At 65.3% G+C, this 25314-nt stretch carries 20 protein-coding genes; 9 read left to right on the top strand and 11 right to left on the bottom strand.

What is annotated here, in order from left to right:
• Window positions 1-35: 35 nt before the first annotated feature.
• Window positions 36-809: a LamB/YcsF family protein gene (locus P6U25_RS18200; protein WP_407146136.1), complete on the top strand. Its 774-nt coding sequence runs from the start codon at window positions 36-38 to the stop codon at window positions 807-809.
• Between the two features lie 75 nt (window positions 810-884).
• On the opposite strand, the gene P6U25_RS18195 is transcribed toward P6U25_RS18200, so the two are convergent.
• The 3 genes from P6U25_RS18195 to P6U25_RS18185 form a co-directional block, all read right to left on the bottom strand.
• On the bottom strand, window positions 885-1037 hold the full coding sequence (locus tag P6U25_RS18195; RefSeq protein WP_407146135.1) for a hypothetical protein: 153 nt from the start codon (window positions 1035-1037) through the stop codon (window positions 885-887).
• Window positions 1038-1269: 232 nt separating this feature from the next.
• Window positions 1270-2427, bottom strand: coding sequence for a CmpA/NrtA family ABC transporter substrate-binding protein (locus P6U25_RS18190; protein WP_407146134.1), 1158 nt, complete (start codon window positions 2425-2427; stop codon window positions 1270-1272).
• Complete coding sequence (locus tag P6U25_RS18185) at window positions 2424-3014, bottom strand: ANTAR domain-containing response regulator (RefSeq protein ID WP_407146133.1); 591 nt, start codon at window positions 3012-3014, stop codon at window positions 2424-2426. Before P6U25_RS18185 ends, P6U25_RS18190 begins: the two co-directional genes overlap by 4 nt.
• Window positions 3015-3233: 219 nt before the next feature.
• Between P6U25_RS18185 and rimO the strand changes: the two genes are divergently transcribed.
• Window positions 3234-4559 (top strand): 30S ribosomal protein S12 methylthiotransferase RimO, encoded by a 1326-nt coding sequence (gene rimO, locus P6U25_RS18180; protein ID WP_407146132.1) that lies wholly within the window; start codon window positions 3234-3236, stop codon window positions 4557-4559.
• 236 nt (window positions 4560-4795) lie between these two features.
• Window positions 4796-5992, top strand: coding sequence for an acetylornithine transaminase (locus P6U25_RS18175; RefSeq protein WP_407146131.1), 1197 nt, complete (start codon window positions 4796-4798; stop codon window positions 5990-5992).
• Window positions 5993-6087: 95 nt separating this feature from the next.
• On the opposite strand, the gene P6U25_RS18170 is transcribed toward P6U25_RS18175, so the two are convergent.
• The 3 genes from P6U25_RS18170 to pcsA form a co-directional block, all read right to left on the bottom strand.
• Complete coding sequence (locus P6U25_RS18170) at window positions 6088-7062, bottom strand: quinone oxidoreductase family protein (RefSeq protein WP_407146130.1); 975 nt, start codon at window positions 7060-7062, stop codon at window positions 6088-6090.
• Between the two features lie 70 nt (window positions 7063-7132).
• Window positions 7133-7858: a TerC family protein gene (locus P6U25_RS18165; RefSeq protein ID WP_407146129.1), complete on the bottom strand. Its 726-nt coding sequence runs from the start codon at window positions 7856-7858 to the stop codon at window positions 7133-7135.
• Window positions 7855-8583 (bottom strand): phosphatidylcholine synthase, encoded by a 729-nt coding sequence (gene pcsA / locus P6U25_RS18160; RefSeq protein WP_407146128.1) that lies wholly within the window; start codon window positions 8581-8583, stop codon window positions 7855-7857. Before pcsA ends, P6U25_RS18165 begins: the two co-directional genes overlap by 4 nt.
• 133 nt (window positions 8584-8716) lie before the next feature.
• Here pcsA and P6U25_RS18155 point away from each other — a divergent pair, with 133 nt between their 5' ends.
• Entirely contained in the window at window positions 8717-9901 is a 1185-nt protein-coding gene (locus P6U25_RS18155) for a UbiH/UbiF family hydroxylase (RefSeq protein ID WP_407146127.1), read from the top strand.
• A 9-nt stretch (window positions 9902-9910) separates the two neighbouring features.
• Here the strand turns inward: P6U25_RS18155 and P6U25_RS18150 are convergent, their stop codons facing one another.
• Entirely contained in the window at window positions 9911-10864 is a 954-nt protein-coding gene (locus tag P6U25_RS18150) for an AEC family transporter (protein ID WP_407146126.1), read from the bottom strand.
• 122 nt (window positions 10865-10986) lie between these two features.
• Between P6U25_RS18150 and hspQ the strand changes: the two genes are divergently transcribed.
• Window positions 10987-11319, top strand: a complete 333-nt coding sequence (gene hspQ / locus P6U25_RS18145) for a heat shock protein HspQ (RefSeq protein WP_280971526.1) — start codon at window positions 10987-10989, stop codon at window positions 11317-11319.
• 56 nt (window positions 11320-11375) lie between these two features.
• Here the strand turns inward: hspQ and P6U25_RS18140 are convergent, their stop codons facing one another.
• Entirely contained in the window at window positions 11376-12647 is a 1272-nt protein-coding gene (locus P6U25_RS18140; RefSeq protein WP_407146125.1) for an MFS transporter, read from the bottom strand.
• Window positions 12648-13051: 404 nt separating this feature from the next.
• Window positions 13052-13855, bottom strand: coding sequence for an invasion associated locus B family protein (locus tag P6U25_RS18135; RefSeq protein WP_407146124.1), 804 nt, complete (start codon window positions 13853-13855; stop codon window positions 13052-13054).
• A gap of 374 nt (window positions 13856-14229) precedes the next feature.
• On the opposite strand from P6U25_RS18135, the gene P6U25_RS18130 reads away from it, so the two are divergent.
• The 3 genes from P6U25_RS18130 (at window position 14230) to P6U25_RS18120 (ending at window position 18849) form a co-directional block, all read left to right on the top strand.
• Window positions 14230-15963, top strand: coding sequence for an extracellular solute-binding protein (locus tag P6U25_RS18130; protein WP_407146123.1), 1734 nt, complete (start codon window positions 14230-14232; stop codon window positions 15961-15963).
• 58 nt (window positions 15964-16021) lie between these two features.
• On the top strand, window positions 16022-17527 hold the full coding sequence (locus tag P6U25_RS18125; protein WP_407146122.1) for an AMP-binding protein: 1506 nt from the start codon (window positions 16022-16024) through the stop codon (window positions 17525-17527).
• A 95-nt stretch (window positions 17528-17622) separates the two neighbouring features.
• Window positions 17623-18849 carry a GGDEF domain-containing protein gene (locus P6U25_RS18120; RefSeq protein WP_407146121.1) on the top strand — a complete coding sequence of 409 codons (1227 nt, stop codon included), beginning with the start codon at window positions 17623-17625 and terminating at the stop codon, window positions 18847-18849.
• Window positions 18850-18973: 124 nt separating this feature from the next.
• Here P6U25_RS18120 and mfd read toward each other — a convergent pair whose 3' ends face one another.
• The gene (gene mfd, locus P6U25_RS18115) at window positions 18974-22492 is read right to left on the bottom strand and encodes a transcription-repair coupling factor (RefSeq protein ID WP_407146120.1); all 3519 of its coding nucleotides are present in this window, start codon (window positions 22490-22492) and stop codon (window positions 18974-18976) included.
• On the bottom strand, window positions 22489-22779 hold the full coding sequence (locus P6U25_RS18110; protein ID WP_407146119.1) for a succinate dehydrogenase assembly factor 2: 291 nt from the start codon (window positions 22777-22779) through the stop codon (window positions 22489-22491). The genes mfd and P6U25_RS18110 overlap by 4 nt, the downstream gene beginning before the upstream one ends.
• A gap of 268 nt (window positions 22780-23047) precedes the next feature.
• On the opposite strand from P6U25_RS18110, the gene recG reads away from it, so the two are divergent.
• The gene (gene recG, locus P6U25_RS18105; protein WP_407146118.1) at window positions 23048-25156 is read left to right on the top strand and encodes an ATP-dependent DNA helicase RecG; all 2109 of its coding nucleotides are present in this window, start codon (window positions 23048-23050) and stop codon (window positions 25154-25156) included.
• The last annotated feature ends 158 nt before the right edge of the window (window positions 25157-25314 follow it).

The raw sequence follows: 25314 nt of genomic DNA, 5'->3' as shown, positions 1-25314 counted from the left end.
CAACAGAGCTCACTAACAACAACGGAGCGATCGTCATGACCTCAACCATCGACCTCAATTGCGATCTCGGCGAAAGCTTCGGTCCTTGGGAAATGGGTAATGATGCCGCGATGATCGAGCTTGCGACCTCGGTCAACGTCGCCTGCGGCTTCCACGCCGGCGATGCCGACATCATGCGGCAGACGGTCGAGCTTGCGAAGGCGCGCGGCGTCAGCGTCGGCGCACATCCCGGTTATCGCGACCTGCACGGCTTCGGCCGCCGCCCGGTGCCCGGACTGAAATCGTCCGAGATCGAGAACCTCGTCGCCTATCAGATCGGCGCCTTGCAGGCGATTGCGACTGCCGCCGGCCACAAGGTCACCCACGTGAAGGCGCACGGCGCGCTCTCCAACGTCGCCTGCGAAGACGACATGACCGCGAAGGCAATCGCCAACGCGATCAAGGCGGTCGATCCCAGCCTCGTCTTCGTGGTGCTGGCGAATTCGAAGCTGGTCCGTGCGGGAGAGGCCGCCAACCTGCGGATGGCGCATGAAGTGTTTGCCGATCGCGCTTACGAAGACGACGGCAACCTAGTTTCGCGCAAGAAGCCCGGCGCGGTGCTGCACGATCCCAAGGCGATCGCCGACCGCGTGGTGCGGATGGTGCAGGACGGCGCGGTGGTGTCCGTCACCGGCAAGGTGATCAAGATGCAAACCGATACCGTCTGCATCCATGGCGATACCCGTGGGGCCGTCGAAATCGCGCGCGGCGTCCGTGAGGCATTGAAGCATGCCGGCATCACGGTCGCGCCGTTCAAGACCGCGCACTGAGTTTCCCGCAAGCAAAGGGGCCGGCGCGACCGCCGACCCCTTTGGGATTTCGCTGAGAACCTTCGGCCCGAAGCGTCAGAACGGGTGAACGGAGAGCGTGCCGAACACAATTGCCGCGATCACCGCAAAGGCGCCGTAGAGCGCCGCAGTGTGAATCCTGGTCCCGGTCTTCCGTGAAAAGGTTCGCGCGTAAAGATGCAGGCGGGCTTCCGCCGATAGCTCGCGCATGGTCGATCTCCAACGCCCCATTTGCAGGCTTATGGAATATCGTTCGCGCGATGATTCAAGCGGCGCGCGAAAATAGTGATGGTCCCGCCTTCACGAAGTCGGCATCGAGCAAAAAATACTTCGCAAGGGCTTCACGCGAGAACCTTATTCGCTCGAATTCAAACCATCGGGAACCGGTCCCACGCGCGCCTGCTGGAACCGGCTGTCGTGCGTCAGCCAGGGAAACGGCAATTCAAGGTTTCCAGCGCCCAATCTTGAAGGCGGCCAGGTGCCCCGGAACGTCATTGGAATCGAACGGTGGACCGGCAAAGGCGCCGATCGGGTTGGCGGGCCCTGCCGAGCGCCCCGATGCGGCATCGTAAAGGTCCGGCCTGAACACGGCCATCGCGGCCTTGAGCGCATCCGGCTTGAAGGGCGCCTGCCCCCAGCGGACCATCTGCGCATAGAGCCAGGCGGCCTGTGCCGGATCAGGCCGCGCCGCGGCCTCGCGGCCGACCAGCAGGTAGCGGCGGCTTTCCCGCATCGCGCCGTCGGGCGCGATCTTCAACCTGCCGTCAAGCGTGCGCTGGACGACGCTGGCGTCGACGCCGATCCGTTCCGGCTGCGCGAGGATGTGCGCCACCTCGGACCGGTTCTGCGGATCCTCAATGAATTCGGCGGCTCGCAGATGCGCACGCACCAGCGCCGCCACCACGTCGGGATGCTTCTCCGACCAGTTCTGGCGCACCGCCAGCACCTTCTCCACCGCGCTGAGCAGGATGTCGGCGACGAAATGCAGGATGTGGCCGATGCCGAGATCGACCGCGATCGAATTCCAGGGCGCGCCGACGCAGAACGCGTCCACATGCCCGTTGGCGAGGCTGTCCACCATGTAGGGCGGCGGCAGCACCACGAGTTGGACATCCTCGTCGGGATCGACACCGCCGGCGGCCATCCAGAACCGCAATTGATAATTGTGCGTCGAGAACGGGAAGGTCATGCCGAAGGTCAGCGGTTCGGCGCCGCGCGCCCGCCGCTTCGCCACCACGCGGGCGAGCGCGCGCGACGTGGCCATCGGATCGAAGCGATCGCCGTCAATCTCATCCATCAAGTCGGCGTAAAGCGCCGGTGATACCGTAATCGCATTGCCATTGAGCCCGAGATTGAACGGCGCAGCGATCGGAACCTTGACGTGACCGAGCCCGAGGCTCGAGGCGATCGCGACCGGCGCCAGCAGGTGGGCGGCGTCAAATAGTCCGATATTCAGCTTGTCGCGGACGTTCGACCACGACACTTCCCGCACCAGGGTGACGTCGAGGCCTTCGGCCCCCGTGAAGCCCTTGTCGGCGGCGACGATCAGCGCAGCGGCATCGACCAGCGGAATGAACCCGATGCGCAATGGTATGGTCATTTCAGCAGCTCCGACGCTGTCAGGATCGATTGCGCAATCTCCCCGATCTTCTTTTTCTCGCGCATGGCGGTCGAGCGCATCAGCACGTAGGCCTCTTCCTCGGTCAGCCCCTTCATCTTCATCAGGATGCCCTTGGCGCGGTCGATCACCTTGCGCTCCTCCAGCGCGTGCTTGGTGCGATCGAGCTCGTCCTGCAGCTTGGCAAAGGCATTGAAGCGGGAGACGCAGAGGTCGAGGATCGGCTTGATGCGCTCCTTCTTCAGGCCGTCCACGATGTAGGCAGAAACCCCCGCATCCACCGATGCCTGGATCGAGGCGGCGTCGCTCTGGTCGACGAACATCGCGATCGGCCGCCGGACCGCGCGGCTGACCTGGAACATCTGTTCCAGCACGTCGCGGCTCGGGTTCTCGAGGTCGATGACGATGATTTCGGGATCGAGCGCGTAGATCCGCGCCAGCAGGCTCTGCATCTCGCTGATATGGACGACGTCCGAATAGCCCGCCTCCCGCAGCCCCTCCTCCAGGATAGCCGCACGGATCGGGCTTTCGTCGACTATGACGATCTTGGGAGACGTCTCAACGTTCATCGACCACCGGGCACGATGCGATCCAACTGGACGGCGTCATGCTCTCATCCTCCTGTCTGGACCCGTGTTCTTCAACGCGGACCGGTACCCACTTGGCTCGAAAGCGCTCACGCAAATCCCGGCAAGGCGCATCCATAACACGCCGATTGCGCCCGGAAAGGGTTGTAATTCTCGGCAATTGGGACTAGCTCCTGCCCATCAATCAGGCAGATCAAATCTATGCAGCAGGCCGCCGCGCCCAAAGTGAGCTTTGTTTCCTTGGGATGCCCCAAGGCATTGGTCGATTCCGAGCGCATCATCACGAGATTGCGCGCGGAAGGCTATGAGCTCGCGCGCAATCATGACGGCGCCGACATCGTGATTGTCAATACCTGCGGCTTCCTCGACAGCGCCAAGCAGGAATCGCTGTCGGCGATCGGCGAGGCCATGGCCGAGAACGGCAAGGTGATCGTGACCGGCTGCATGGGCGCCGAGCCCGAGCAGATCGAGTCCGCCTATCCCGGCGTGCTCTCGATCACAGGCCCGCAGCAATATGAGAGCGTGCTGGAGGCCGTGCACCGTGCGCTGCCGCCGGCCCACAATCCGCATCTCGACCTGGTGCCGCCGCAGGGCGTGAAGCTGACGCCGCGGCACTACGCTTACTTGAAGATTTCCGAAGGCTGCAACAACCGCTGCAGCTTTTGCATCATCCCGAAGCTGCGCGGTGACCTGGTCTCGCGGCCGGCCAATGACGTGCTGCGCGAGGCCGAGCGGCTGGTGAAGGCCGGCGTCAAGGAGCTGCTCGTCATCTCGCAGGACACTTCAGCCTATGGCGTCGACCTGAAATATGCCGAGAGCCCGTGGCAGGACCGCAGCGTCCGCGCCAAGTTCTTCGATCTCGCAAAGGAGCTCGGCGAGCTCGGTGCCTGGGTGCGGCTGCAATATGTCTACCCCTACCCGCATGTCGACGAGGTCATCGGCCTGATGACCGAAGGCAAGGTGCTGCCCTATCTCGACATCCCGTTTCAGCACGCGAGCCCGGACGTGCTGCGCGCGATGAAGCGGCCAGCGGCGCAGGAGAAGACGCTGGCGCGGATTCAGAAGTGGCGCGAGCAGTGTCCCGAGTTGACGCTGCGCTCGACCTTCATCGTCGGCTTCCCCGGCGAGACCGATTCCGATTTCGCCTACCTGCTCGACTGGCTCGAGGAAGCCCAGATCGACCGTCTCGGCTGCTTCAAATACGAACCGGTCGCCGGCGCCGCGTCGAACGCGATTGCCGACGCCGTACCTGACGAGGTCAAGCAGGAGCGCTGGAATGCGCTGATGGCGCGCCAGCAGAGGATTTCGGCAAGGCGCCTGAAGCGCAAGGTCGGCACCCGTCAGCAGGTGATCGTCGACGAAGTCGGACCGACCGTGGCGAAGGGCCGGTCAAAGGCCGATGCGCCGGAGATCGACGGCGCCGTCTATCTGTCGAGCCGCCGCCCCCTCAAGGTCGGCGAAATCGTCACCGCCAAGATCGAACGCTCCGACGAATACGATCTGCACGGCAGCGTCGCAGGGTTCTGACACGCTTGACATGCGAGGCGCTTCGGCTGTATGGGCCTGCGCCATGAAGTTGAACCGGACCAACCGCCGCGCCATCTGCCGTCGTCGTACCAACGACGATGATGGGTCGCGCCGTGTCCGACGCCAGCGCTGATTAACTAGATCAGCCAAGGTTTTCGAGAAGGCCGCGCCCCAAAGCGCGGCCTTCTCGCTTTTCGGCCTGCCCTTTCCCCACACTGACCCCAGAGGAGATCGACATGACCAACGCTGCCCATCCGTTCGACGCGCTGATGGACATCACCGCTCGCCCCGAGGTCGTGTTCGTGCGCGGCGCGGGCTCCTACCTCTGGGACGATAGCCGCAACCGCTATCTCGATTTCGTGCAGGGCTGGGCCGTCAATCCGCTCGGCCATGCACCGACCGCGGTTGCCGAGGCGCTGGCCGCGCAGGCCAAGCGGCTGCTGACGCCGAGCCCCGCCTTCTACAACGGCCCCAGCCTTCAGCTCGCAAAGGCGCTGGTCGAGCAGAGCTGCTTCGATCAGGTGTTCTTTGCCAATTCGGGCGCGGAAGCCAATGAAGGTGCGATCAAGCTCGCGCGCAAATTCGGCGCCAAGTACAAGAACGGCGCCCACGAGATCATCACCTTCGAGGGCGGCTTCCACGGCCGCACGCTCGCGACCATGTCGGCTTCGGGCAAGAAGGCGTTCGAGCCGCTGTTCGAGCCCAAGGTGCCGGGCTTCCGGAAAGCGAAGCTGAACGACATCGAATCGGTCCGCCGGTTGATCTCAACCTCGACCGTCGCCGTGATGCTGGAGCCGATCCAGGGCGAAGCCGGGGTGTGGCCTGCGACCGATCAATTCCTGCATGAGTTGCGGGCGCTGACTCAGCAGCGCGGCCTGCTCCTGATCGTCGACGAGATCCAGACCGGCATCGGGCGGACCGGAAAGCTGTTCGCGCATCAGCATGCCGGGATCGAGCCCGACATCATGACGCTCGGCAAGGGCATTGGCGGCGGCGTGCCGCTCGCGGCGCTGCTCGCAACCGAGCATGCCTCCTGCTTTGATCACGGCGACCAGGGCGGCACGTTCAACGGCAATCCATTGATGTGCGCGGCCGGCCTCGCCGTGCTGGAGCAAGTCGGAGAGCCCGACTTCCTGAAATCGGTGACCGATACCGGCCTGTTTCTCGAGAGCGAATTGCAGCGGCTGTCGTCGCGGCACGGGCTCGGTGGCATCAGAGGCCGCGGCCTTCTGCTCGCGCTCGATCTCAAGATGCCGATCGGTGTGGCGGTCGTCGCGCAGGCTTTCGCAGCCGGCGTACTGATCAACTCGCCACAGCCGGATACGCTGCGCTTCATGCCGGCACTCAACGTGACGCGTGAGGAGATCGCGGCGATGATCGATTGCCTGGATATGGTGCTGACGAAGGTCGGCGCGGCACGAAGAGTGGCGTAGCAATGATCGCAGTCATTCCGGGGCACGCGGAGCGTGAACCCGGGAGCTCGAGGTTCCGGGTTCGATGCTGCGCATCGCCCCGGAACGACGTGGAACTACGGCCTCAGGATCGCCGCGCCCGTGGTCGCCCGGCTCTCGAGGTCGATATGCGCCTTCGCCACATCCTTCAGCGCATAGGCATGGTTGATCGGCACGTGCAGCTTGCCGTTGATCACGGCCGCGAACAGCGTGTCGGCGCCCTCGAGCAGCTCCTTGCGGGTGCCGACATAGTCATTGAGCTTCGGCCGCGTCGCGAACAGCGAGCCGTGATTGTTGAGCTCGGCGAGCGGGAACGGCGGCACCGGACCGGAGGCGTTGCCGAACGAGACGAACAGGCCGCGCGGGCGCAGGCACGACAGCGATCCCGGAAAGGTGGTCTTGCCGACGCCGTCATAGACCACGTCGCAGAGCTCGCCGCGGCTGATCTGCTTGACTCGTTCGACGAAGTTCTCCTCGTTGTAGAGGATGACGTGGTCGCAGCCGTTGGCGAGCGCGAGATCGGCCTTCGCTTTTGAGCCGACGGTGCCGATGACATGCGCCCCGAGCGCATGCGCCCACTGGCAGGCGAGCAATCCGATGCCGCCAGCCGCGGCGTGGATCAATACACGATGGCCGGGCTCGACCTTGAAGGTCTTGTGCAGGAGATACCAGACCGTCAGGCCCTTGAGCATGAGCACGGCGCCCTGCTCATAGGTGATGTGGTCGGGCAGCTTCACGAGCTTCTCGGCCGGGATGACGCGCTCGGAGGCGTAGCCGCCGAGGTTGTGGTAATAAGCGACGCGATCGCCGGGATGGAAGTTGGTTACCCCGGAACCGACAGCCACAACCTCGCCGGACGCCTCATTGCCGGCGATGAACGGCAGGCCAGGCGCCTTGTAGAGGCCGGTGCGGAAATAGACGTCGATGAAGTTCAGGCCGACCGCGTGCTGCCGAATACGCACCTCGCCCGCCCCGGGAGAAGGCACCTCGACATCCTCATAGGTCAGGACTTCCGGGCCCCCCACTTTGTGCACCCGCACAGCCTTGGTCATGTCGATCGCTCCCTTGATCTCAAGTGAGGCGAGCGAATGCCATCAGAGCCGTCTTGTCAACCGAGCCGGCCTATCCCGCCGCCCTCCGGCGGTTGCGTCGCGCCAGCACGTTGAACATCTCGACCGCGGCCGAGAACGCGATGGCGAAATAGATGTAGCCGCGCGGGATGTGGAATTTGAATCCGTCCGCCACCAGCGCCACGCCGATCAGCACCAGGAATGCCAGCGCCAGCATCTTGGTGGTCGGGTGCTCCGCGACGAATCGCGCCACCGGCCCCGACGAGACGTACATGATTATGCAGGCAATCACGACTGCCGCGATCATGATCTCGAGGTCTTGCGCCATGCCGATCGCGGTGATGATCGAATCCAGCGAGAACACCAAGTCGACGATAATGATCTGCACGATCACCCAGAAGAACGCGCTGGCCGTCGGCTTGGCCTCCTCGCCAGCGTCGCGCGCCTCGACCTCGCCGTGAATTTCGTGAGTCGCCTTGGCGATCAGAAACAGGCCACCGCCGATCAGGATGAGATCGCGCCACGACAGCGCGACACTCTTGATGGTGATCACCGGCTGCGTCAGCCCGATCAGCCACACCAGGATGCTGAGCAGGACGATGCGGAACACCAGCGCCAGCAACAGGCCGATCTGCCGCGCGCGGTTGGCCTGCGGCTGCGGAATCCTCGAGACGAGCACCGAGAGAAAGATCACGTTGTCGATGCCGAGCACGATCTCCAGGGCGGTCAATGTCAACAGCGCCGCCCAGGCCTCCGGGCTCGCGATCAATTCCATCATGCTCTGAGTGCCCTCACGCGGCGGATCAAGGTGTCGCTGCCGACGATGTAGGCCGCGATGACGCAGAGTGCGACTGTGACTGACGTCCCGACTATGAAGCCTTTCGCCACGGTGTAGAGGGCGAGCAGCGCCCAGGCCGCGAGCAGCCAAAGCGTCAGCCAGCGCAGCCGTACCACGCGCAGCGGATGCAGCACATGGAAGGGTGCGAAGGTCAGCGCGATCAGGATCGCCACCGCGAGCGTCGACAGTATCGGCGGCAGATGCAGCAGGAACAGATAGAACGCTGCCACATTCCACAGCGCCGGGAAGCCGCGGAAATGGTTGTCCTCGGCCTTCATGCGGCGGTCGGCGAAATAGAGCGCGCTCGAGACCACGATGCCGATGCCCAGGATGGGCGCGGCCAGCGGCAGCAGCATGCCGCTTGCGGTGATCGCATAGGCCGGCACGAACACATAGGTGACGAAATCGACCACCAGGTCGAGCACCTCGCCGGACCAGTTCGGCTGCAAGCGCACCACGTCGAGCTTGCGCGCCAGCGGACCGTCGATGCCATCGATGATCAGCGCGACCCCGAGCCAGCCGAACATGCTGGCCCAGTGCTCGCGCACCGCCTCCAGCATCGCCAGCAGCGCAACGCCCGCTCCCAGCGCCGTGAAAATGTGAACGGAAAATGCGGCGGTCCGCATCCGTTCCGGCACGGCATCCGGCTGGCTGATCTGGTCCATTTAGCCGCAGTGCTATCAGGAATCGGCCCGCTTTGCATGTGCGCTGTTGCGGCGTTCCGCCGCGTAAATCGTCGGAAACTTTGCCCGCCACCGACGGCTTGAAAATCGGGCCAACCATGTCATTTGTCCTGATATGACCGACGATGTTCAGGTTTATGACGTTATTGTAATCGGCGGCGGTCCCGCCGGCCTGACGGCCGCGGTCGCCCTGGCCGTTGCCGGCGCGAGGACTGCGCTGTTGGCGCGCCGGGCGCCTTATGCCGATAATCGCACCACCGCGCTGCTGGGAGCCTCGACCGATCTCTTGGAACGGCTGGATGTCTGGCGGCGCTGTGGCGACAAAGCGGCGGCGCTCAAGACGATGCGTCTGGTCGACGATACCGGCCGCCTGATCCGTGCGCCCGAGGTGCGCTTCTCTTCCGAGGAGATCGGGCGCGAGCAATTCGGCTTCAACATCGACAACCGGTCGCTGGTCGCAGCGCTCGAGGAGCGCGCCGGCGAACTGCCGGCGCTGACGCGGTTCGATGACGAAGCCGCCGCGATTCTTCCTGACGTTACGGCAGTCACGGTGCAGACGCGGCAGGGTCCGTCCTTGTCGGCCCGCCTCGTGGTCGGTGCCGACGGGCGCAACTCGCTGTCCCGCGAGGCCGCCGGAATTGAGGTTGTCAGGCGCGACCTCGGGCAATCCGCCCTCACCTTCAACATCACGCATGCGCGGCCGCACCGGAATATCTCGACCGAATTTCACACCGAGCACGGCCCCTGCGTGTTCGTGCCGCTCTCCGGCAACCGGAGCAGCGTGGTCTGGGTCTGCGCGCTCAAGGAGGCCGAGCGGCTGAAGGCGCTCGGCGATGACGACCTGTCCGCGGCGGCGGAGCGGCAATCCCATTCCATCCTCGGCCGCGTCCACGTCGAACCTGGACGCCATGTGTTTCCGCTCGCCATCGAGCGGCCCCGGCAATTCGCCAAGGACCGCGTTGCGCTGGTCGGCGAGTCCGCGCATGTGCTGCCGCCGATCGGCGCGCAGGGTCTCAATATGGGACTGCGCGACGCCGCCGATATTGCCGAGATCGCCGGCCAGGCCGTCTCGCGCGGCGAAGACCCGGGCGCGCCGCGGGTGCTGTCGCGCTACCAGTTGGCGCGGCGCCCCGACGTCGCCAGCCGGACCTGGGCAATCGATCTTGCCAACCGCTCGCTGCTCAGCGATTTCCTGCCGATGCAGACCGCGCGGGCCGCCGGCTTGCATCTGATCGGCGCGATCGGCCCGCTGCGCCGCCTCGCGATGCGCGAGGGGCTGGCGCCGTCATGGCGGCGGTGACCGCGGCGATCAAGGGAAGGCCAGCCGTCCGGTCTGGATGAACCACATCACGCTGGTCAGCGTGATCACCGAGGCGAAGGTCCCGATCAGCACGGCAACTGAGGCCGGCTCGATCCAGGTGTCGTTCTGCCGGGCGATCACGAACACGTTCAACGCCGGAGGCAGCGAGGCCATCAGCACGGCGGTGGCGGCCCACGGCTGCGCGAACGGACCGAACAGCAGCATCAGGCCAAACGCCACGAGCGGGTGGATCAACAGTTTGATCGCGATCACGCCGGGCACCTCCCACGGCACCCGTTTGAACGGCCGCAGCGCGACCGTCACGCCGAGCACGAACAGCGCCGTCGGCGCGGCGGCGTTCTGCAGAAACTGGATGGTCCGGTCGAGCGCAACCGGGAGCGGAACATGAAGCGCGCCGACCAAGGCGCCGAGCACCGCCGACATGATCAGCGGGTTCTGCAGGATCTGGCGCATCACCACGCCGAGCGCATGCAGCAGCGAAGGATGATCGCGATCGGTGAGCTCGATCAGCAGCGGCACGATCGAGAACAGGAAGATGCTGTCGCAGCAGAAGATCAGCGCGGTCGGCGCCGCCGCCTTGGCGCCGAGCACGGCCAGCGCCAGTCCCGGACCCATATAGCCGATATTGCCGTAGGCGCCCGACAGGCCGGCGAGCGTTGCTTCGCGCAGCGAGAGCCCGCCGATCGCCTTACCGGCGACCATCGCCAGGAAGAAGGCAATCACGGTTCCAAGCGTGGTCGCGATCAGAAACGGCGGGTTGTTCAGCTCCGAAAACGGGGTCCTCGACATGATCCCGAACAGCAAGGCCGGCAGGGAGACGTAGAGTAGGAAGAAATTCATCCAGGCGAGCCCACTCTCAGGCAGCCCCTTGGCTTTGCCGCACGCATAGCCGATGAAGATCAGGCCGAAATACGGCAGCGCCAGATTGAGGATATCGATCATTCTGAAAGTGGATTCTCGGCGGTATTCCGGGTCGGTCAGCCCCGGACGAGAATCGGTCAACCAAGGGCTAAATCACTCCCTTGCCCCTAGCATCAGCCACAATGATGGTCTATCGACGAGCCATGATCAAAGCGCGCACCGCCAAGTTTCAGATCGGGCAGATCGTCCGTCACCGGGTGTTCTCCTTCCGGGGCGTGATCTTCGACATCGACCCGGAGTTCAACAACACCGAGGAATGGTGGCTGTCGATCCCCGAGGACGTCCGTCCCCACAAGGACCAGCCGTTCTACCACCTGCTCGCCGAGAATTCGGAGACCGAGTACGTGGCCTATGTTTCCGAGCAGAACCTCTTGCCCGACGACTCCGGCGAGCCGATCCGGCATTCGCAGGTGGCCGAGATCTTCATCAAGGACAAGTCGGGCGGCTATCGTCCGCGCAATCCGTCACTGAACTAGCGACCTCCCCTTTCGTGCAGATCTCATGACGCCATCGGTGTCATGATGGCGGCGGCTCAGATCCCTTCGCGCGCCGCCAGCGCCGCGGCGATCGCCCAGACGACAAAGCCAGATAGCGCCAATCCAGCACCGACGAGACCGGTGGATGTCCAGCCGTAACCTGCGGCGACGGCCATTCCGCCGAGCCAGGGCCCCAATGCGTTGGCGATGTTGAAGGCGGAATGGTTGAGCGCGGCCGCGAGGCTCTGGGCCTCGCCCGCCACGTCCATCAGCCGGGTCTGCAAGACAGTGGCGAGCGCGCCGCCGAGCCCGATCAGCAGCACGTCGATAATCAGCGTCCAGAAATTCGCCGCCGCCAGCGGATATAGCGCCAGCGTCGCCGCCGACCACAGCAACAGCCCGCCGGCGGTCGCCATCAGTGCGCGGTCGGCGAAGCGCGGCACGATGATGTTGCCCGCCGTCAGCCCGACCCCGAACACGCATAGCGCGACCGGCACCAGCGCCGGCGACACATGCGTCACCGCCAGCATGGTCGAGGCGAGATAAGTGTAGACCGAGAACAGCCCGCCGAAGCCGATGGCGCCGATCGCCAGCGTCAGCCAGACATGCTTGCGTCCGAGCGCGGAGAGTTCGCGCAACGGGCTCGCTCCCGTATTGACGGCGTCGCGCGGGGCGAAGATCAAAACCAGGACGGCGGTGAGCAAGCCGAGACCGGCGACGATCGCGAAGGCCCAGCGCCAGCCGATCGCCTGCCCCACCCCATTGGCCAGCGGGACGCCGATTGTCGTCGCGATGGTGAGGCCGAGGAGCACGCGGCCCACCGCGCCGGTCCGCTTGTCCATCGGCACGAGCGAGGCAGCAACCAGCATGGCAATGCCGAAATAGGCGCCGTGGGGCAATCCCGCGAGGAAGCGCAGCACCAGCATGGTATGATAGTCAGGTGCGAGACCCGAGAGGCCGTTCATCAGTGCGAAGAAGGCCATCAGCGCGATCAGCGTGGTCCGCCGCGCGCCCCGCGCCGACAGCACTGCGATCACAGGCGCACCGACAACGACGCCAAGCGCGTAGGCGCTGATCGCGTGGCCGGCTTCCGGCGCCGTGATGTGCAGGTCGCGCGCGAAGAACGGCAGCAGGCTCATGGTCGCGAATTCGGTGATGCCGATCGCGAAGCCACCCATCGCCAGCGCGAAATGCACGACGCCCGGATGGAACGCGGTGTTGTCCTGCCTGACGCCGGCATTGCCCTCGAGCGACGTGCGGCGATCTGGCGGGTGCCCCAACGGACGATTGAGCGGTTCTAGCCGCTGCTGGCTTGCTCGTTGAGACATCAACTGGATTCCATGACTACATTGCGGACGGTCTTGCGATCCGAGCGTTCCAGCCGCACCGAGCCGTCACTTTTCCGCAAACGAGAGCCAGAGGTCACAGAACACACGCGTGCCTGCGGATCGAAGGCGCGTGCTGCGCTTTCGTCTGGCCTCCCAGGTTTGTTCTGTGATTTTGCGTCGATGCCGGGGTCGTCCCGGGCCGGGCAACGCACGATTCTCACGCGATCGGAACGTACCCACCGCAAAACATCGCACACGATGTGCAGCGCGACCAGCGCGGCAAACCGCTATCAGCCAGACGCGATCGCATGACGCCGCACCTTGAATGAAGCGAACGGCGGCCTATGCCAGCGAAAAAAGGCGCCCGTCCCGGCGCCTTTTGTCGTGCGATGGTTTTGGCGAGCTTACTTGGACGGCGGGGTAGCCGCCGCCGGCGCTCCGGGCTGAGCGGCAGCGCCCGCGCCCTCGAGCTTCTTGCGCTGCTCTTCGGCGCGCTTCTGCAGCTCTTCCTGCAGCTTCTTCTGGTTTTCCTCGAACTGCTTCGGATCGGTCGGCGGACCGTCATAGGCCTTGGCGAACTCGCCGTTCAGCGGCAGCGGCAGCGTCAGCGGCGCGCCGTTGGAGTTGATCGCCTGAACCACCAGGTTCTGGCCCTTCTTCAGGTTGTTGATCATCTCCGGCGTCGCTTCATAGTCCGACATACAGCCGTTCTGGAAGCAGATCACGTAAGGCGCCTGCTGCGGCGGATTGTTGTCGATGATGATGCGGGTGCCGTGAACGAGCTGCATGCCGAGCGGCAATGTCACGCGCAGGATCTTCTTCGGCTCGCCTTCCGGCTCGATGACCACGGCCGCGATGACGGGCTGACCGGACTCGATCCGGCCGTCCTTGCCGGTGAAGCAGACCTGCTTGGCGTTGGCCTCCTGGCCCTTCAGGCAGAACTTGGTCCAGGGGGCGTAGATGAGCTGAATCTGTTGATCCTGCGGCGGCTGCGCGGCCGGCGGAGCGGCCTGCTGCGGGGCCGCTGGTGCCGGCGCGCCCTTCGGGGCCGCCTTCGGTGCCGCCTTGGGCGCAGCCTTCGGTGCCAGCGCCGGCTGCTGGGCCTGAGCGGCAGGAACCAGGAGCGTTGCAGACAATGCCGTTGCCGCCATCAGGGCGACAATTCGCCCCTGCGGCCGAACCGAGGCGGCCAAGATACGGAAATTCATTGCGGAAAACCCTTTCTGAACGGCAGCGCCCGAAACCGCTGCAGGCGCCGACAGTTAGCCGTTTGGGCGGCTGTCTCCTAGTCAATTGAGGCGGATACGTGACAGGTGTTGCTGCCCGGCTCGATTGCACGCCTTCAATACAGCGGCGCGCGGAAAGATCAATGCCGACAAACGGATTTGCGCCGCCGTCACGGCGAGTCGCAGCAGCCTGTGATAAAGCTCTCGCCGTGACGTTTTGCGAATCAAATCCGACACTTCACCCGCCTGTTCCAGGGCGGTTCGGGCGCCGCGCGCTCGCCAGCCTGTTCCTTGTGTTGGCCATCCTGGCAACGGGAGCGGCTCCTGCGGGGGGCGCCGAAAGCTATGCGATCGCCATGCATGGCGCTCCGGCGCTGCCGCCCGACTTTTCCCATCTGCCCTATGCCAATCCAGACGCCCCCAAGGGCGGCCGGATGGTGCAGGGCCTGATCGGCACCTTCGACAGCCTCAACCCGCTGATCGTCCGGGGCGTTCCGGTGCAACAAATCAGGGGCTATGCGTATGAGCGCGGCTATGTCTACGAAAGCCTGATGGCGCGAGGCAATGACGAGCCTTTCACGCTGTATGGTCTGCTCGCCCGCAGCGTCGAGACCGACGATGACAGGAGCTACGTCACCTTCCACATTGATCCGCGTGCGCGCTTTTCGGATGGCCGGCCGGTGCAGGCCGATGATGTGCTGTTCTCGCTGGCGCTGCTGCGTGATCACGGCCGACCACTGCATCACCAGTACTATTCGAAAGTCGCAAAAGCCGAGGCGCTCGACCCGCTCACGGTGCGGTTCGATTTCGGCGGCGTCGCCGATCGCGAATTGCCGCTGATCCTCGGTCTGATGCCGATCCTGCCGCGGCATGCCATCGACGTCGCGAAGTTCGAGGACACCACATTGGCCGCGCCGATCGGCTCCGGACCGTACCGGGTCACGGCCGTCAGCCCCGGAGCCAGCGTGACCTTCACTCGCAATCCCGACTACTGGGGGCGCGACTTGCCGATCAACCGCGGCCTTTGGAACTTCGACGAGATCAGGCTCGACTTCTATCGTGAGGCCAACGGCCTGTTCGAGGCCTTCAAACGCGGTCTCTACGACCTCAGGGTCGAGAACGAGCCGTTGCGCTGGCACGAGGGATACGACTTCCCCGCTGTTCGCGATGGCGAGGTGATCCGCGACACCAACAAGATCGGCATTCCGCACCCCTCCGAGTTCTTCGTGTTCAACAGCCGGCGGCCGACGTTCGCCGATGTCAGGGTGCGTCGGGCGCTGGCGATGTTGTTCGACTTCGAGTGGATCAACCGCAACTATTATTTCGGACTGTATTCGCGCTCGGGCGGCTACTTTGCCGGGTCGGAATTGTCGGCTTACAGCCGCCCTGCCGACGATCGCGAGCGCGCTTTGCTGAAGCCATACCTCGCGCACATCCCTTCGGATATCCTCGACGGCCGGTACCATCTCCCGGTCACCGACGGGTCAGGACGCGACCGCACGGTGCTGCGCAACGCGCTCGCGCTGCTGTCCGAGGCAGGTTACGCGATCGACGGCACGGTGCTGAAGCAGCGCGCAACGGGAACGCCGCTCAGCTTCGAGATCATGGTGACGACGCGCGAGCACGAGCGCATTGCGCTCGCCTATCAGCGCGACCTGAGGCGCGCAGGCATCAACGTCTCGGTGCGTGTGGTCGACGCGGTGCAGTTCGAGCAGCGCAGGCTCGCCTACGACTTCGATATGATCCCGAATCGCTGGGACCAGTCGCTGTCACCCGGCAATGAGCAGGCGTTCTACTGGGGGAGCCAGGCAGCCGACGTCCCGGGAACGCGGAACTACATGGGCGCCAAAGATCCGGCTATCGACGCCATGATCGCGGCGCTGCTGGCGGCGCGGGACCGGCCGGCCTTTGTCTCGGCGGTGCGGGCATTGGACCGGGTGCTGATGTCAGGCTTCTACGCTATCCCCCTCTTTGACGTCGGAGAACAATGGATCGCGCGCTGGAATCGGATAGAACGACCTTCGACCACGGCCTTGTCTGGCTACCTGCCGGAGACCTGGTGGCAGAAGGCCGGTTCGCAATCCAACTGACGATCTGGAGTGATCCGAGTCTTGATGCGAAGCAAGTGTTGCAACCGACGTTGAACCCGTGAACCAGCCGATCACCTCGCCAACGCTCGATACCCTGTTCAAGCGGATCCTGGCACGGCAGCCCGACGCGCTGGCGCTCGTCGACCCCCTCAACAAGCAACGCATCACCGGCCAGACCCGCAAACGTCTCAGCTATGCGCAGGCCGATCGCGCGATCTCGGCAATCGCGGCCCACTTCGTCGAGAGCGGATTACCGGCCAATTCGGTGATCGCGGTCCAGCTCCCTTGCACGGTCGAGTTTGCGCTGACGGTCTTGGCGGCTCATCGCGTCGGACTGGTCGTGGTGCCGCTGCCGCTGTTGTGGCGGCACGCCGAGCTGACGGCGGCACTCAACCGTACGGCGGCGCGGGCGATCGTCACCTCGAGCAGGATCGATGGCGTCTCCCATGCCGACCTCGCCATGAACGCCGCAGCGGAGGCATTCTCGATCCGTCATGTCTGCGGTTTCGGCGACGATCTGCCCGAAGGCATGGCCTCGCTCGATCAGGCGATCCTGCAGGACTCCCAGACCTCGCGTCCGATCATTCAAGATGGCCGCAAGGCCGCGCTGATTTCTTTCGACGTCACCAGTGAAGGCTTGCGTCCCGTGCCACGCGCGCATTTCAGCCTGATCGCGGGCGGGCTCGCGATGTCGCTGGAGAGCGACCTGACGCAGGGCGCCACCATCATGTCGGCTTTCGCGCCGATGTCGTTTGCGGGCCTCTGCGCATCGCTGGTGGCCTGGCTGCTGTCGGGTGGAACGCTGGTGCTGCATCACCCCTTCGACGAGGAGGTGCTCGAGACGCAGTTCAATGACCATGCCTGCGACACGCTGATCGCCCCCGCGCAGCTCGCACTGCGGCTCGACGAGCGTGGGCTGTCGGAGCGCTTCCCCACCCTGCGCAACGTCATCGGCTTGTGGCGTGCGCCGGAGCAGGTCGCCTCCAGCGCATGCTGGACCTCGCAGCGCTCGACGTTGACCGATGTCTATTTGTTCGGCGAGGCCGGGCTGTTCGGTGCCCGCCGTAGCGCCGAGGATGGATCACCCGCCCCGATCAAGCTGGGCCCGCAAGGCGCCCCCCGGGAAGCGCCGGGCGCATCGATCGCCGGCGAGATCTTGCTGACACCGAAGGGGACGCTGGGGCTCCGCGGCCCGATGGTGCCGGCCGCTGCCTACGCGCCGCCGCCGCCCCCCGGTGAGCTCATGATCGCCCCGCCATCGCGCGATTTCGTCGACACCGAATATGCCGCGCGGGCCGATCGCGCGACCGGTGCTATCAACATCACCGCGCCGCCGTCTGGTATCATGACGGTTGGCGGCTACCGGTTTCGGGCGCAGGACCTCCAGGAATGGTCGCGCCGCCTCGGCCAGGGCGGGCTCCTGACGGCACTGCCGGACCGGCTCAGCGGCCATAAGCTCGCCGGACGGGCGCAGGACAATGCGCGGGCTCGCGACGCATTGACCGAGCTCGGGCTTAACCCGTTGATGGTCGAGGCATTTCGCGACCGCACGCCCGCCGCATAGATCGCATTCTCACGGTTGTGTTGACACCACATTAAGCGTGCCGATTTAGCATTCGGGCCATTGCGCATCCGCGCACAGGTCCCGAGCTTTCTTCCATGTCCCAACAAGGTCCGGTCCTTATCGTGTCGGCGACGGCGAAGCCGTCATTCGCCGCCGTTCTCGACGAGACGAAACTGTTCCCGGTCGTGGCCACGGACTGGAGCGAGGCCGCGCGCGCCATCGAACAGGTGAAGCCGGCGGCCATCATCGCTGCAACGGAGGGCGTCGATTACCCGACCTTGGCAACACTCGCCAAGCGCGCCGCCGCCCGCGCCCCCTACCTGCCGCTGATCGCGGTTGATCCCGCGACCGCCCTGCCCGAAACAGCGATCGCGTTCTTCCAGAGGCGCGGCCTGCCCGACCGGCTGATCGCGCGGCTCAATGCCTGCCTGCGCGTGCGCGCTTTGCATGCGACCGTGATGCGGCGCCTGGTGCCGCCGACGCCGATCGCAATGTCGGATATCGATCCCGTCGGCGAAGCCACCACGTTGCTGATCGGGCGTGGCGGCGCCTACCCGGCGCTGTCGGTCGCGCTCGGCGAACGCGCCGGCGTGGTCGGTGCACTGAGCATCGAAGCCGCGGCCAAGCATCTCTCGAGCCGCGATATAGATGGCATCGTGCTGGCCGAAGGATTTACGCCACGCGTGATGGATGCATTCCTGACGGTGCTGACCGAGGACGTTCGCTTCCGCCCCCTGCCCGTGATCGTCGTCTCGAACGAGTTGTCGCCGCGCTACGATCTGCCCAATCTCGAGATCATCGCCGCCGGGCCGCTACGCATCGCCGATATCGCCCTGCCGCTGATCCGGCAGCATGCCTTCGAGGCGCGGCTTGGCCGGATGCTGCGCGCGATCGACGCCAAGGGCCTGATCGATGCCCGCACGGGCCTGCTCACCAAGGCGGCGTTCGACCGCGACTTCGCCACCACGATCTACCAAACCGCCGAGCGTGGCGGCACGCTGTCGGTGGCGCGGTTCGACTTCGACAACGCCCATCCCCGCGCGCAATTCGACGGCGCACGGATTATCAGCAAGCTGATGCGCCAGGCCGATTTTGGCGCGGTGCAGGACGACAAGTCGATCATCGTGGTGTTCACCGGGACCGACCTGCGCAACGCCCATGCGATCACGCGACGCCTCGCGAGCGTGATGCGGCATACTCATCACGGGCGCCGCGACACGCGCGCCGAACCGATCATCAACGTGGCCGCGCTGCTGCCAGGCGACAGTGCGACATCACTGCTCGCGCGTCTCAACCAGACGCCGGAGCGCGCGGCATCGTAGCGCGGGAACAGTGCGGCCGTCATTACGATCGAAGCGAAGCAATCCATAGAACAACGCCAACGGCTGCATGGATTGCTTCGTCGCTTCGCTCCTCGCAATGACGGGACAGCTTGGAGATGATGCCTCACGCCGCTTTCTTGCTCTCGGCGAGGTTGGCGAGCTGGCGCAGGATATCGGTGGTGCCGGCGAGCCGCTCCTCCGGCGTCTCCCAATCCTGGAAGAACACGACCTTCATGTCGGGCCGCACCTTCGCGGCCTGGCCGTGCTGGCGGATGAACGCGACCAGCCGCTCGGGCTGGGCGAAGGCGTTGTCGCGGAAGCTGATCACGGCGCCCTTCGGCCCGGCGTCGACCTTCTCGACATTGGCTCTGCGGCAATACGCCTTGATCGCAGCGACCTTGAACAGATAGCGCACCTCGTCCGGCAGCACTCCGAAGCGATCGCGCATCTCGGCGGCGAAATTGTCGATCTCCTCGTCGGTCTCGAGATCGGCGAGCCGCCGGTACAGCGACAGCCGCACGCTGAGGTCGTTGACGTAGTCCTCGGGGATCAAGACCGGCATGCCGATCGTGATCTGCGGCGACCAGCGGTCCGCGGCGGGCTCGGCGACACCGGCCTTGAGGTTGACGATCGCCTCCTCCAGCATCGACTGGTACAGCTCGAAGCCGACTTCCTTGATGTGGCCCGACTGCTCCTCGCCGAGCAGATTGCCGGCGCCGCGGATGTCGAGGTCATGGGAGGCGAGCTGGAAGCCGGCCCCCAGCGTCTCGAGCGACTGCAACACCTTGAGCCGCCGCTCCGCCTGTGCCGTGATCTTCTGCTGTGCCGGCAGCGTGAACAGCGCATAGGCGCGCAGCTTGGAGCGGCCGACCCGACCGCGGAGCTGGTAGAGCTGCGCCAGGCCGAACATGTCGGCACGGTGCACGATCAGCGTGTTGGCGTTCGGGATGTCGAGACCGGATTCCACGATCGTGGTCGAGAGCAGGATGTCATATTTGCCGTCGTAGAACGCAGACATGATGTCCTCGATCACGGTCGGCGGCATCTGGCCGTGGGCGACAGCGACCTTCATCTCCGGCACGTTCTTGTCGAGGAAATCCTTGACGCTGGCGAGGTCCTCGATGCGCGGCACCACGTAGAACGCCTGCCCGCCGCGATAGCGTTCGCGGAGCAGCGCCTCGCGGATCATCAACGGATCATGCGGCGCGACGAAAGTCCGCACCGCCAGGCGATCGACCGGGGGCGATGCGATGATCGAGAGCTCGCGGACGCCGGTCAGCGCCAGTTGCAGCGTGCGCGGGATCGGGGTTGCCGACAGCGTCAGCACGTGCACCTGGGCGCGGAGCTGCTTCAGCCGTTCCTTGTGGCTGACGCCGAAATGCTGCTCCTCGTCGACGATCAAGAGGCCGAGGTCCTTGAACTTGATGGTCTTGCCGAGCAGCGCATGAGTGCCGACCACGATGTCGACGCTGCCGTCGGCGATCCCCTTCTTGACCTGGTTCAATTCCTTGGTCGACACCAGCCGCGAGGCCTGCGCGACGTTCACCGGGAAGCCGCGGAACCGCTCCATGAAGGTTCTTGAGTGCTGCCGCGCCAGCAGCGTGGTCGGCACCACGACGGCGACCTGCCGCCCCTCCAGCGCGACCGCAAAGGCCGCGCGCAATGCCACCTCGGTCTTGCCGAAGCCGACGTCGCCGCAGATCAAGCGATCCATCGGGCGACCGATTTCGAGGTCCTTCAGCGTCGATGTGATCGCGCCGAGCTGGTCCTCGGTCTCCTCATAGGGGAAGCGCGCGCAGAACTCGTCATAGACGTGCGGCTGCAGCGGGAACTTCGGCGCCTCGTGGAGCTGGCGCTCGGCCGCGATCTTGATCAGTTCGCCGGCGATCTCGCGGATGCGGTTCTTCAGCTTGGCCTTGCGGGCCTGCCAGCCGCCGCCGCCGAGCCGGTCGAGCTCGACATTGGCGCTGTCCGAGCCGTAGCGCGACAGCAGCTCGATGTTTTCGACCGGCAGGAACAGCTTGGTGTCGGCGGCATAATGCAGCTCGAGGCAGTCATGCGGCGCGCCGGAGACTTCCAGCGTCTGCAGGCCGACGAAGCGGCCGATGCCGTGCTCGACATGCACGACGAGATCGCCGGTCGAGAGGCTCGTCACCTCCGAGATAAAATTGTCGAGCTTGCGGCTCGCCTTGCGCGGCCGCACCAGGCGGTCGCCCAGGATGTCCTGTTCGCTGATGACCGCGAATTCGTCGGTTTCAAAACCGGATTCCATGCCGAGCACAGCCAGCATGGTCTCGTTGCGCGGCGTCGCCTGCACGATCCGCCAGGTATTGACGTTGGTGAGGTTCAACAGCTTGTGGTCGCGCAGCATCGCGCCCATGCGGTCGCGCGAGCCTTCGCTCCACAGCGCGACAACCACTTTCTTGCGCTGCGATTGCAGCGCGCCGACATGGCCGACCACAGCCTCGAATACGTTGACGTTGGTATCGGCGCGCTCGGGTGCGAAATTACGGCCCTGCCGCGCGCCGGCATCGAACACCTCGCCCGCGCCTTCGGGCACCGCGAATGGCGTCAGCCGCGCCAGCGGCGCGTCGCCGAGCAGCTTGGTCCATTCGTCTTCGGTCAGATAAAGCTTGTCCGGCGGCAGCGGCTTATAGATCGCGCCACCGCCCGGATGCTCCAGCGCCTCGCGGCGCGCCTCGTAATAGTCGACGATCTGCTTGAAGCGCTCGCGGGCGGCGTCCTCGCCCTGCGGCTCGATCGCGACCACGGCACCGTCGAGATAGTCGAACAGCGTGTCCATCCGTTCCTGGAACAGCGGCAGCCAGTGCTCCATGCCGGGATGGCGGCGGCCCTCGGACACGGCTTCATAGAGCTGGTCGTCACGCTCCGGCGCGCCGAACGCCGCAACATAGCCCATGCGGAACCGGCGGATGGTTTCCGTGGTGAGCTGGAATTCCGAGACCGGCACGAGATCGAGCCCACGCATGTCGAGCAGCGTGCGCTGGGTCTCGGCATCGAACGTGCGGATCGACTCCAGCGAGTCGCCGAAGAAGTCGAAGCGAACCGGCTGGTCGAGGCCGGCCGGATACAGATCGAGGATGCCGCCGCGCACGGCATACTCGCCGGGCTCACGCACCGTGGACGAACGGGTGTAGCCGTTGTGCTCGAGCCAGGCGACGATCGAATCCATCGGCACGACGTTGCCGGGCGCAACCGACAGCGCCTGCGCCGCGACCAGCTCGCGCGCCGGCACCCGTTGCACGGCGGCGTTCACCGTGGTGAGCACGATCAGCGGCTTGTCGCTTCCCGCAAGCCGCGACAGTTTGGCGAGCGTGGTCAGGCGCTGCGCCAGGATGCCGGCATGCGGCGAGACGCGATCATAGGGCTGGCAGTCCCAGGCCGGGATCTGCATCACGCTGATATCGGGCGCGAAGAACTCCAGCGCCCGGGCGAGCTGCTGTACGCGCGCGCCGTCGCGGCACACCACGGCAAGGCTCACGGCGGATCGTTTCGGCTTTGCCGCGATCGCGCGCGCCAGATCCGAGATGACGAGCCCTTCGGCGCCCTCCGCGACATTGGCGATGGTCAGCACCCGGCCCGGCGCCAGCATCGCGGCCGGTGATTTGGCTGCTGGTTTCATGCGTTGGCGTCCGCGACACGAAACGACTTGATGCGGTCAAACAGCGCGGTGGCATGTTCGGCCGGCAATACTCTGTCGCCGGTCAGCGCGGCATAGAGGTCGGGATCCGGCACCTCGATCAGGCGTTCGAGATCGCCGAGTTCCTGATCGGTGAGATCGCCGATCGTCGCATCGGCGAAGCGGCCGAGGATCAGGTCCATCTCCCTGATGCCGCGATGCCAGCAGCGAAACAAAAGCCGCTTGCGGCGGTCATCGAGCCCGCTGCTCGACCGTGTCGATCCCGTCATAAGCCAAATCCATCCAACGCCAAAAGCCCGGACGTGCCGGGCGACGGCTGATATAGCGACGGAGACGGGCCATGTCAGCCCTTTCCCTCGGCTTTGGGGGTATGCCGTCATTGCCGGGCTTTGCGCCCGTCGAAGCCTTTGGGGATGCCGTCGTTGCCGGGCTTGACCCGGCAATCCATCCTCTTTTGAAGATGGATGCGCGGGTCATCCTCGATCGGGTCGAGGACAGGCGCCCGCGCATGACGCGGGTCATGTGTGAAGGACACCGATGCGCCCCAGCCTGCTCAATCCGCTGTTTGCCCCGGTCACGACCCTGCAAGGCGTCGGCCCGAAGCAGGACAAGTTGTTGCGCTATCTGCTCGACCGCAGCGAGACGCCGCGGCTGGTCGATCTGCTGTTGCACCTGCCGGCCAGCGTGATCGACCGCCGCACACGGCCGAAGATCCGCGACGCTTCGCCGGGAACCGTGGTGACGCTCGAGGTCACCGTCGACCGCCACCGTCCGCCACCACCGCGCAATTCGCGCGCGCCCTACCTCGTCTATGCCAGCGACGAGACCGGCGATGTCGTGTTGACCTTCTTCCGAGCCCAGCCGGGCTATGTCGAGAAGCTGCTGCCGGTCGGCGAGAAGCGTTATGTGTCCGGCACGCTGCAAATGTACGACGGCGTCCCGCAGATCGTGCATCCCGACCGTGTGGTCGACGAGGCCAGCTTTGCAAAGCTGTCCGGGATCGATCCGGTGTATCCGCTCACGGAAGGCCTTGCGCTCGGTTCGCTCCGCCGCGCGATCGCGCAGGCGCTGACAAAGCTGCCGGATCTGCCGGAATGGATCAGCCCCGAAGTGCTGCGCCGCTGCAACTTTCCGCCGCTGCGGGAGGCGCTGACCCGCGTGCATGTTCCGGTCGAGCTGACCGACATCCTGCCCGACGGTCCGTTCTGGTCGCGGCTGGCCTTTGACGAGCTGCTCGCGGGCCAGCTCGCGCTGGCCCTGATCCGTGCGCAGTTGCGCCGCCCCGCCGGCGACCGCAATGCCGGCGACGGGCATCTGCGCAAGAAGATCATCGATGCTCTGCCCTATGCGCTGACCAAATCGCAGCGCGACGCGGTCGCGGCGATCACCGAGGATCTGCGCCAGCCGGTACGCATGCTGCGCCTGGTGCAGGGAGACGTCGGCTCCGGCAAGACCGTGGTGGCGCTGCTCGCAGCCGCCGCCGTGGCGGAGGCCGGCAAGCAGGCTGCGCTGATGGCGCCGACTGAAATTCTGGCGCGTCAGCACATCAAGACGATCGCGCCGCTCGCCGAGCGCGCCGGCTTGCGGGTCGCGATCCTCACCGGCCGGGAGAAAGGCAAGGAACGACGCGAGCTTTTGGCACGGGTTGAAGCCGGCGAGATCGATCTTCTGGTCGGCACCCATGCGCTGATCCAGGACGACGTCGTGTACAAGGCGTTGGCGCTCGCCGTGGTCGACGAGCAGCATCGTTTCGGCGTGCGCGAGCGCCTCGCGCTCACCTCCAAGGGCGAGGCCGTCGACGTGCTGGTGCTAAGCGCGACCCCGATCCCGCGCACGCTGGTGCTGACTTACTTCGGCGACATGGACGTCTCTGAGCTGCGCGAAAAGCCCGCAGGGCGCCAGCCGATCGACACCCGTGCCGTGCCCATGAGCCGGATCGAGGACGTCATGGATGGCGTCGGCCGCGCGCTCGCCGCCGGCAAGCTGGTCTACTGGATCTGCCCGCTGGTCGATGAATCCGAGGCCGAGGGCACCGAGCATCTCACCAACGCGACGGAGCGGTTCGAGTCTTTGCAAAAGCGGTTCGCCGATCGCGTCGGCCTGGTGCATGGCCAGATGAAGGGCGCCGAAAAAGATCGCGTGATGGCACAGTTCGCCGCGCACGAGATCGGCTTGCTCGTGGCGACCACCGTGGTCGAGGTCGGTGTCGACGTCCCGGCCGCGACCATCATGGTGATCGAGAACGCCGAGCGCTTTGGGCTTGCGCAACTGCATCAACTGCGCGGTCGCATCGGCCGCGGCTCGGAGGCCTCGACCTGCCTCTTGCTTTACAAGGAGCCGCTCGGCGAGATGTCGAAGGCACGGCTCAAGGTGATCCGCGAGACGACCGATGGCTTCAGGATCGCGGAAGAGGATCTCAAGCTGCGCGGCGAAGGCGATGTGCTCGGCGTCAGGCAGAGCGGCCTGCCCGGCTACCGCATCGCGCGCTCCGACGTGCACGGCCAGCTCATCACCCAGGCCCGCGACGAGGCACTGCGCATCATGAAGGACAATCCGAAGCTGAAGGGCGAGCGCGGCGAAGCGTTGCGCTGCCTGCTCTATCTCTACGAACGCGACGAAGCCGTGCCGCTGATCGGCGCCGGCTAACGCATTCCGCCGTCATCGCGCGCCTCCCCATCGTCATTGCAAGCGCAGCGGAGCAATCCATCGCGCCGCATATGCGGATAGATGGATTGCTTCGTCGCTTCAGCGCAAAATTGCTTCGCAATTTTGTCGCGAGCTCCTCGCAATGACGAGGGAGAGCG

This window comes from Bradyrhizobium sp. ORS 86 (assembly GCF_045571475.1).
In the GTDB taxonomy this organism is placed as follows: Bacteria; Pseudomonadota; Alphaproteobacteria; order Rhizobiales; family Xanthobacteraceae; genus Bradyrhizobium.
Note: the sequence above shows the minus strand (reverse complement) of the source record. Positions and strands in the feature narration are given on the sequence as shown.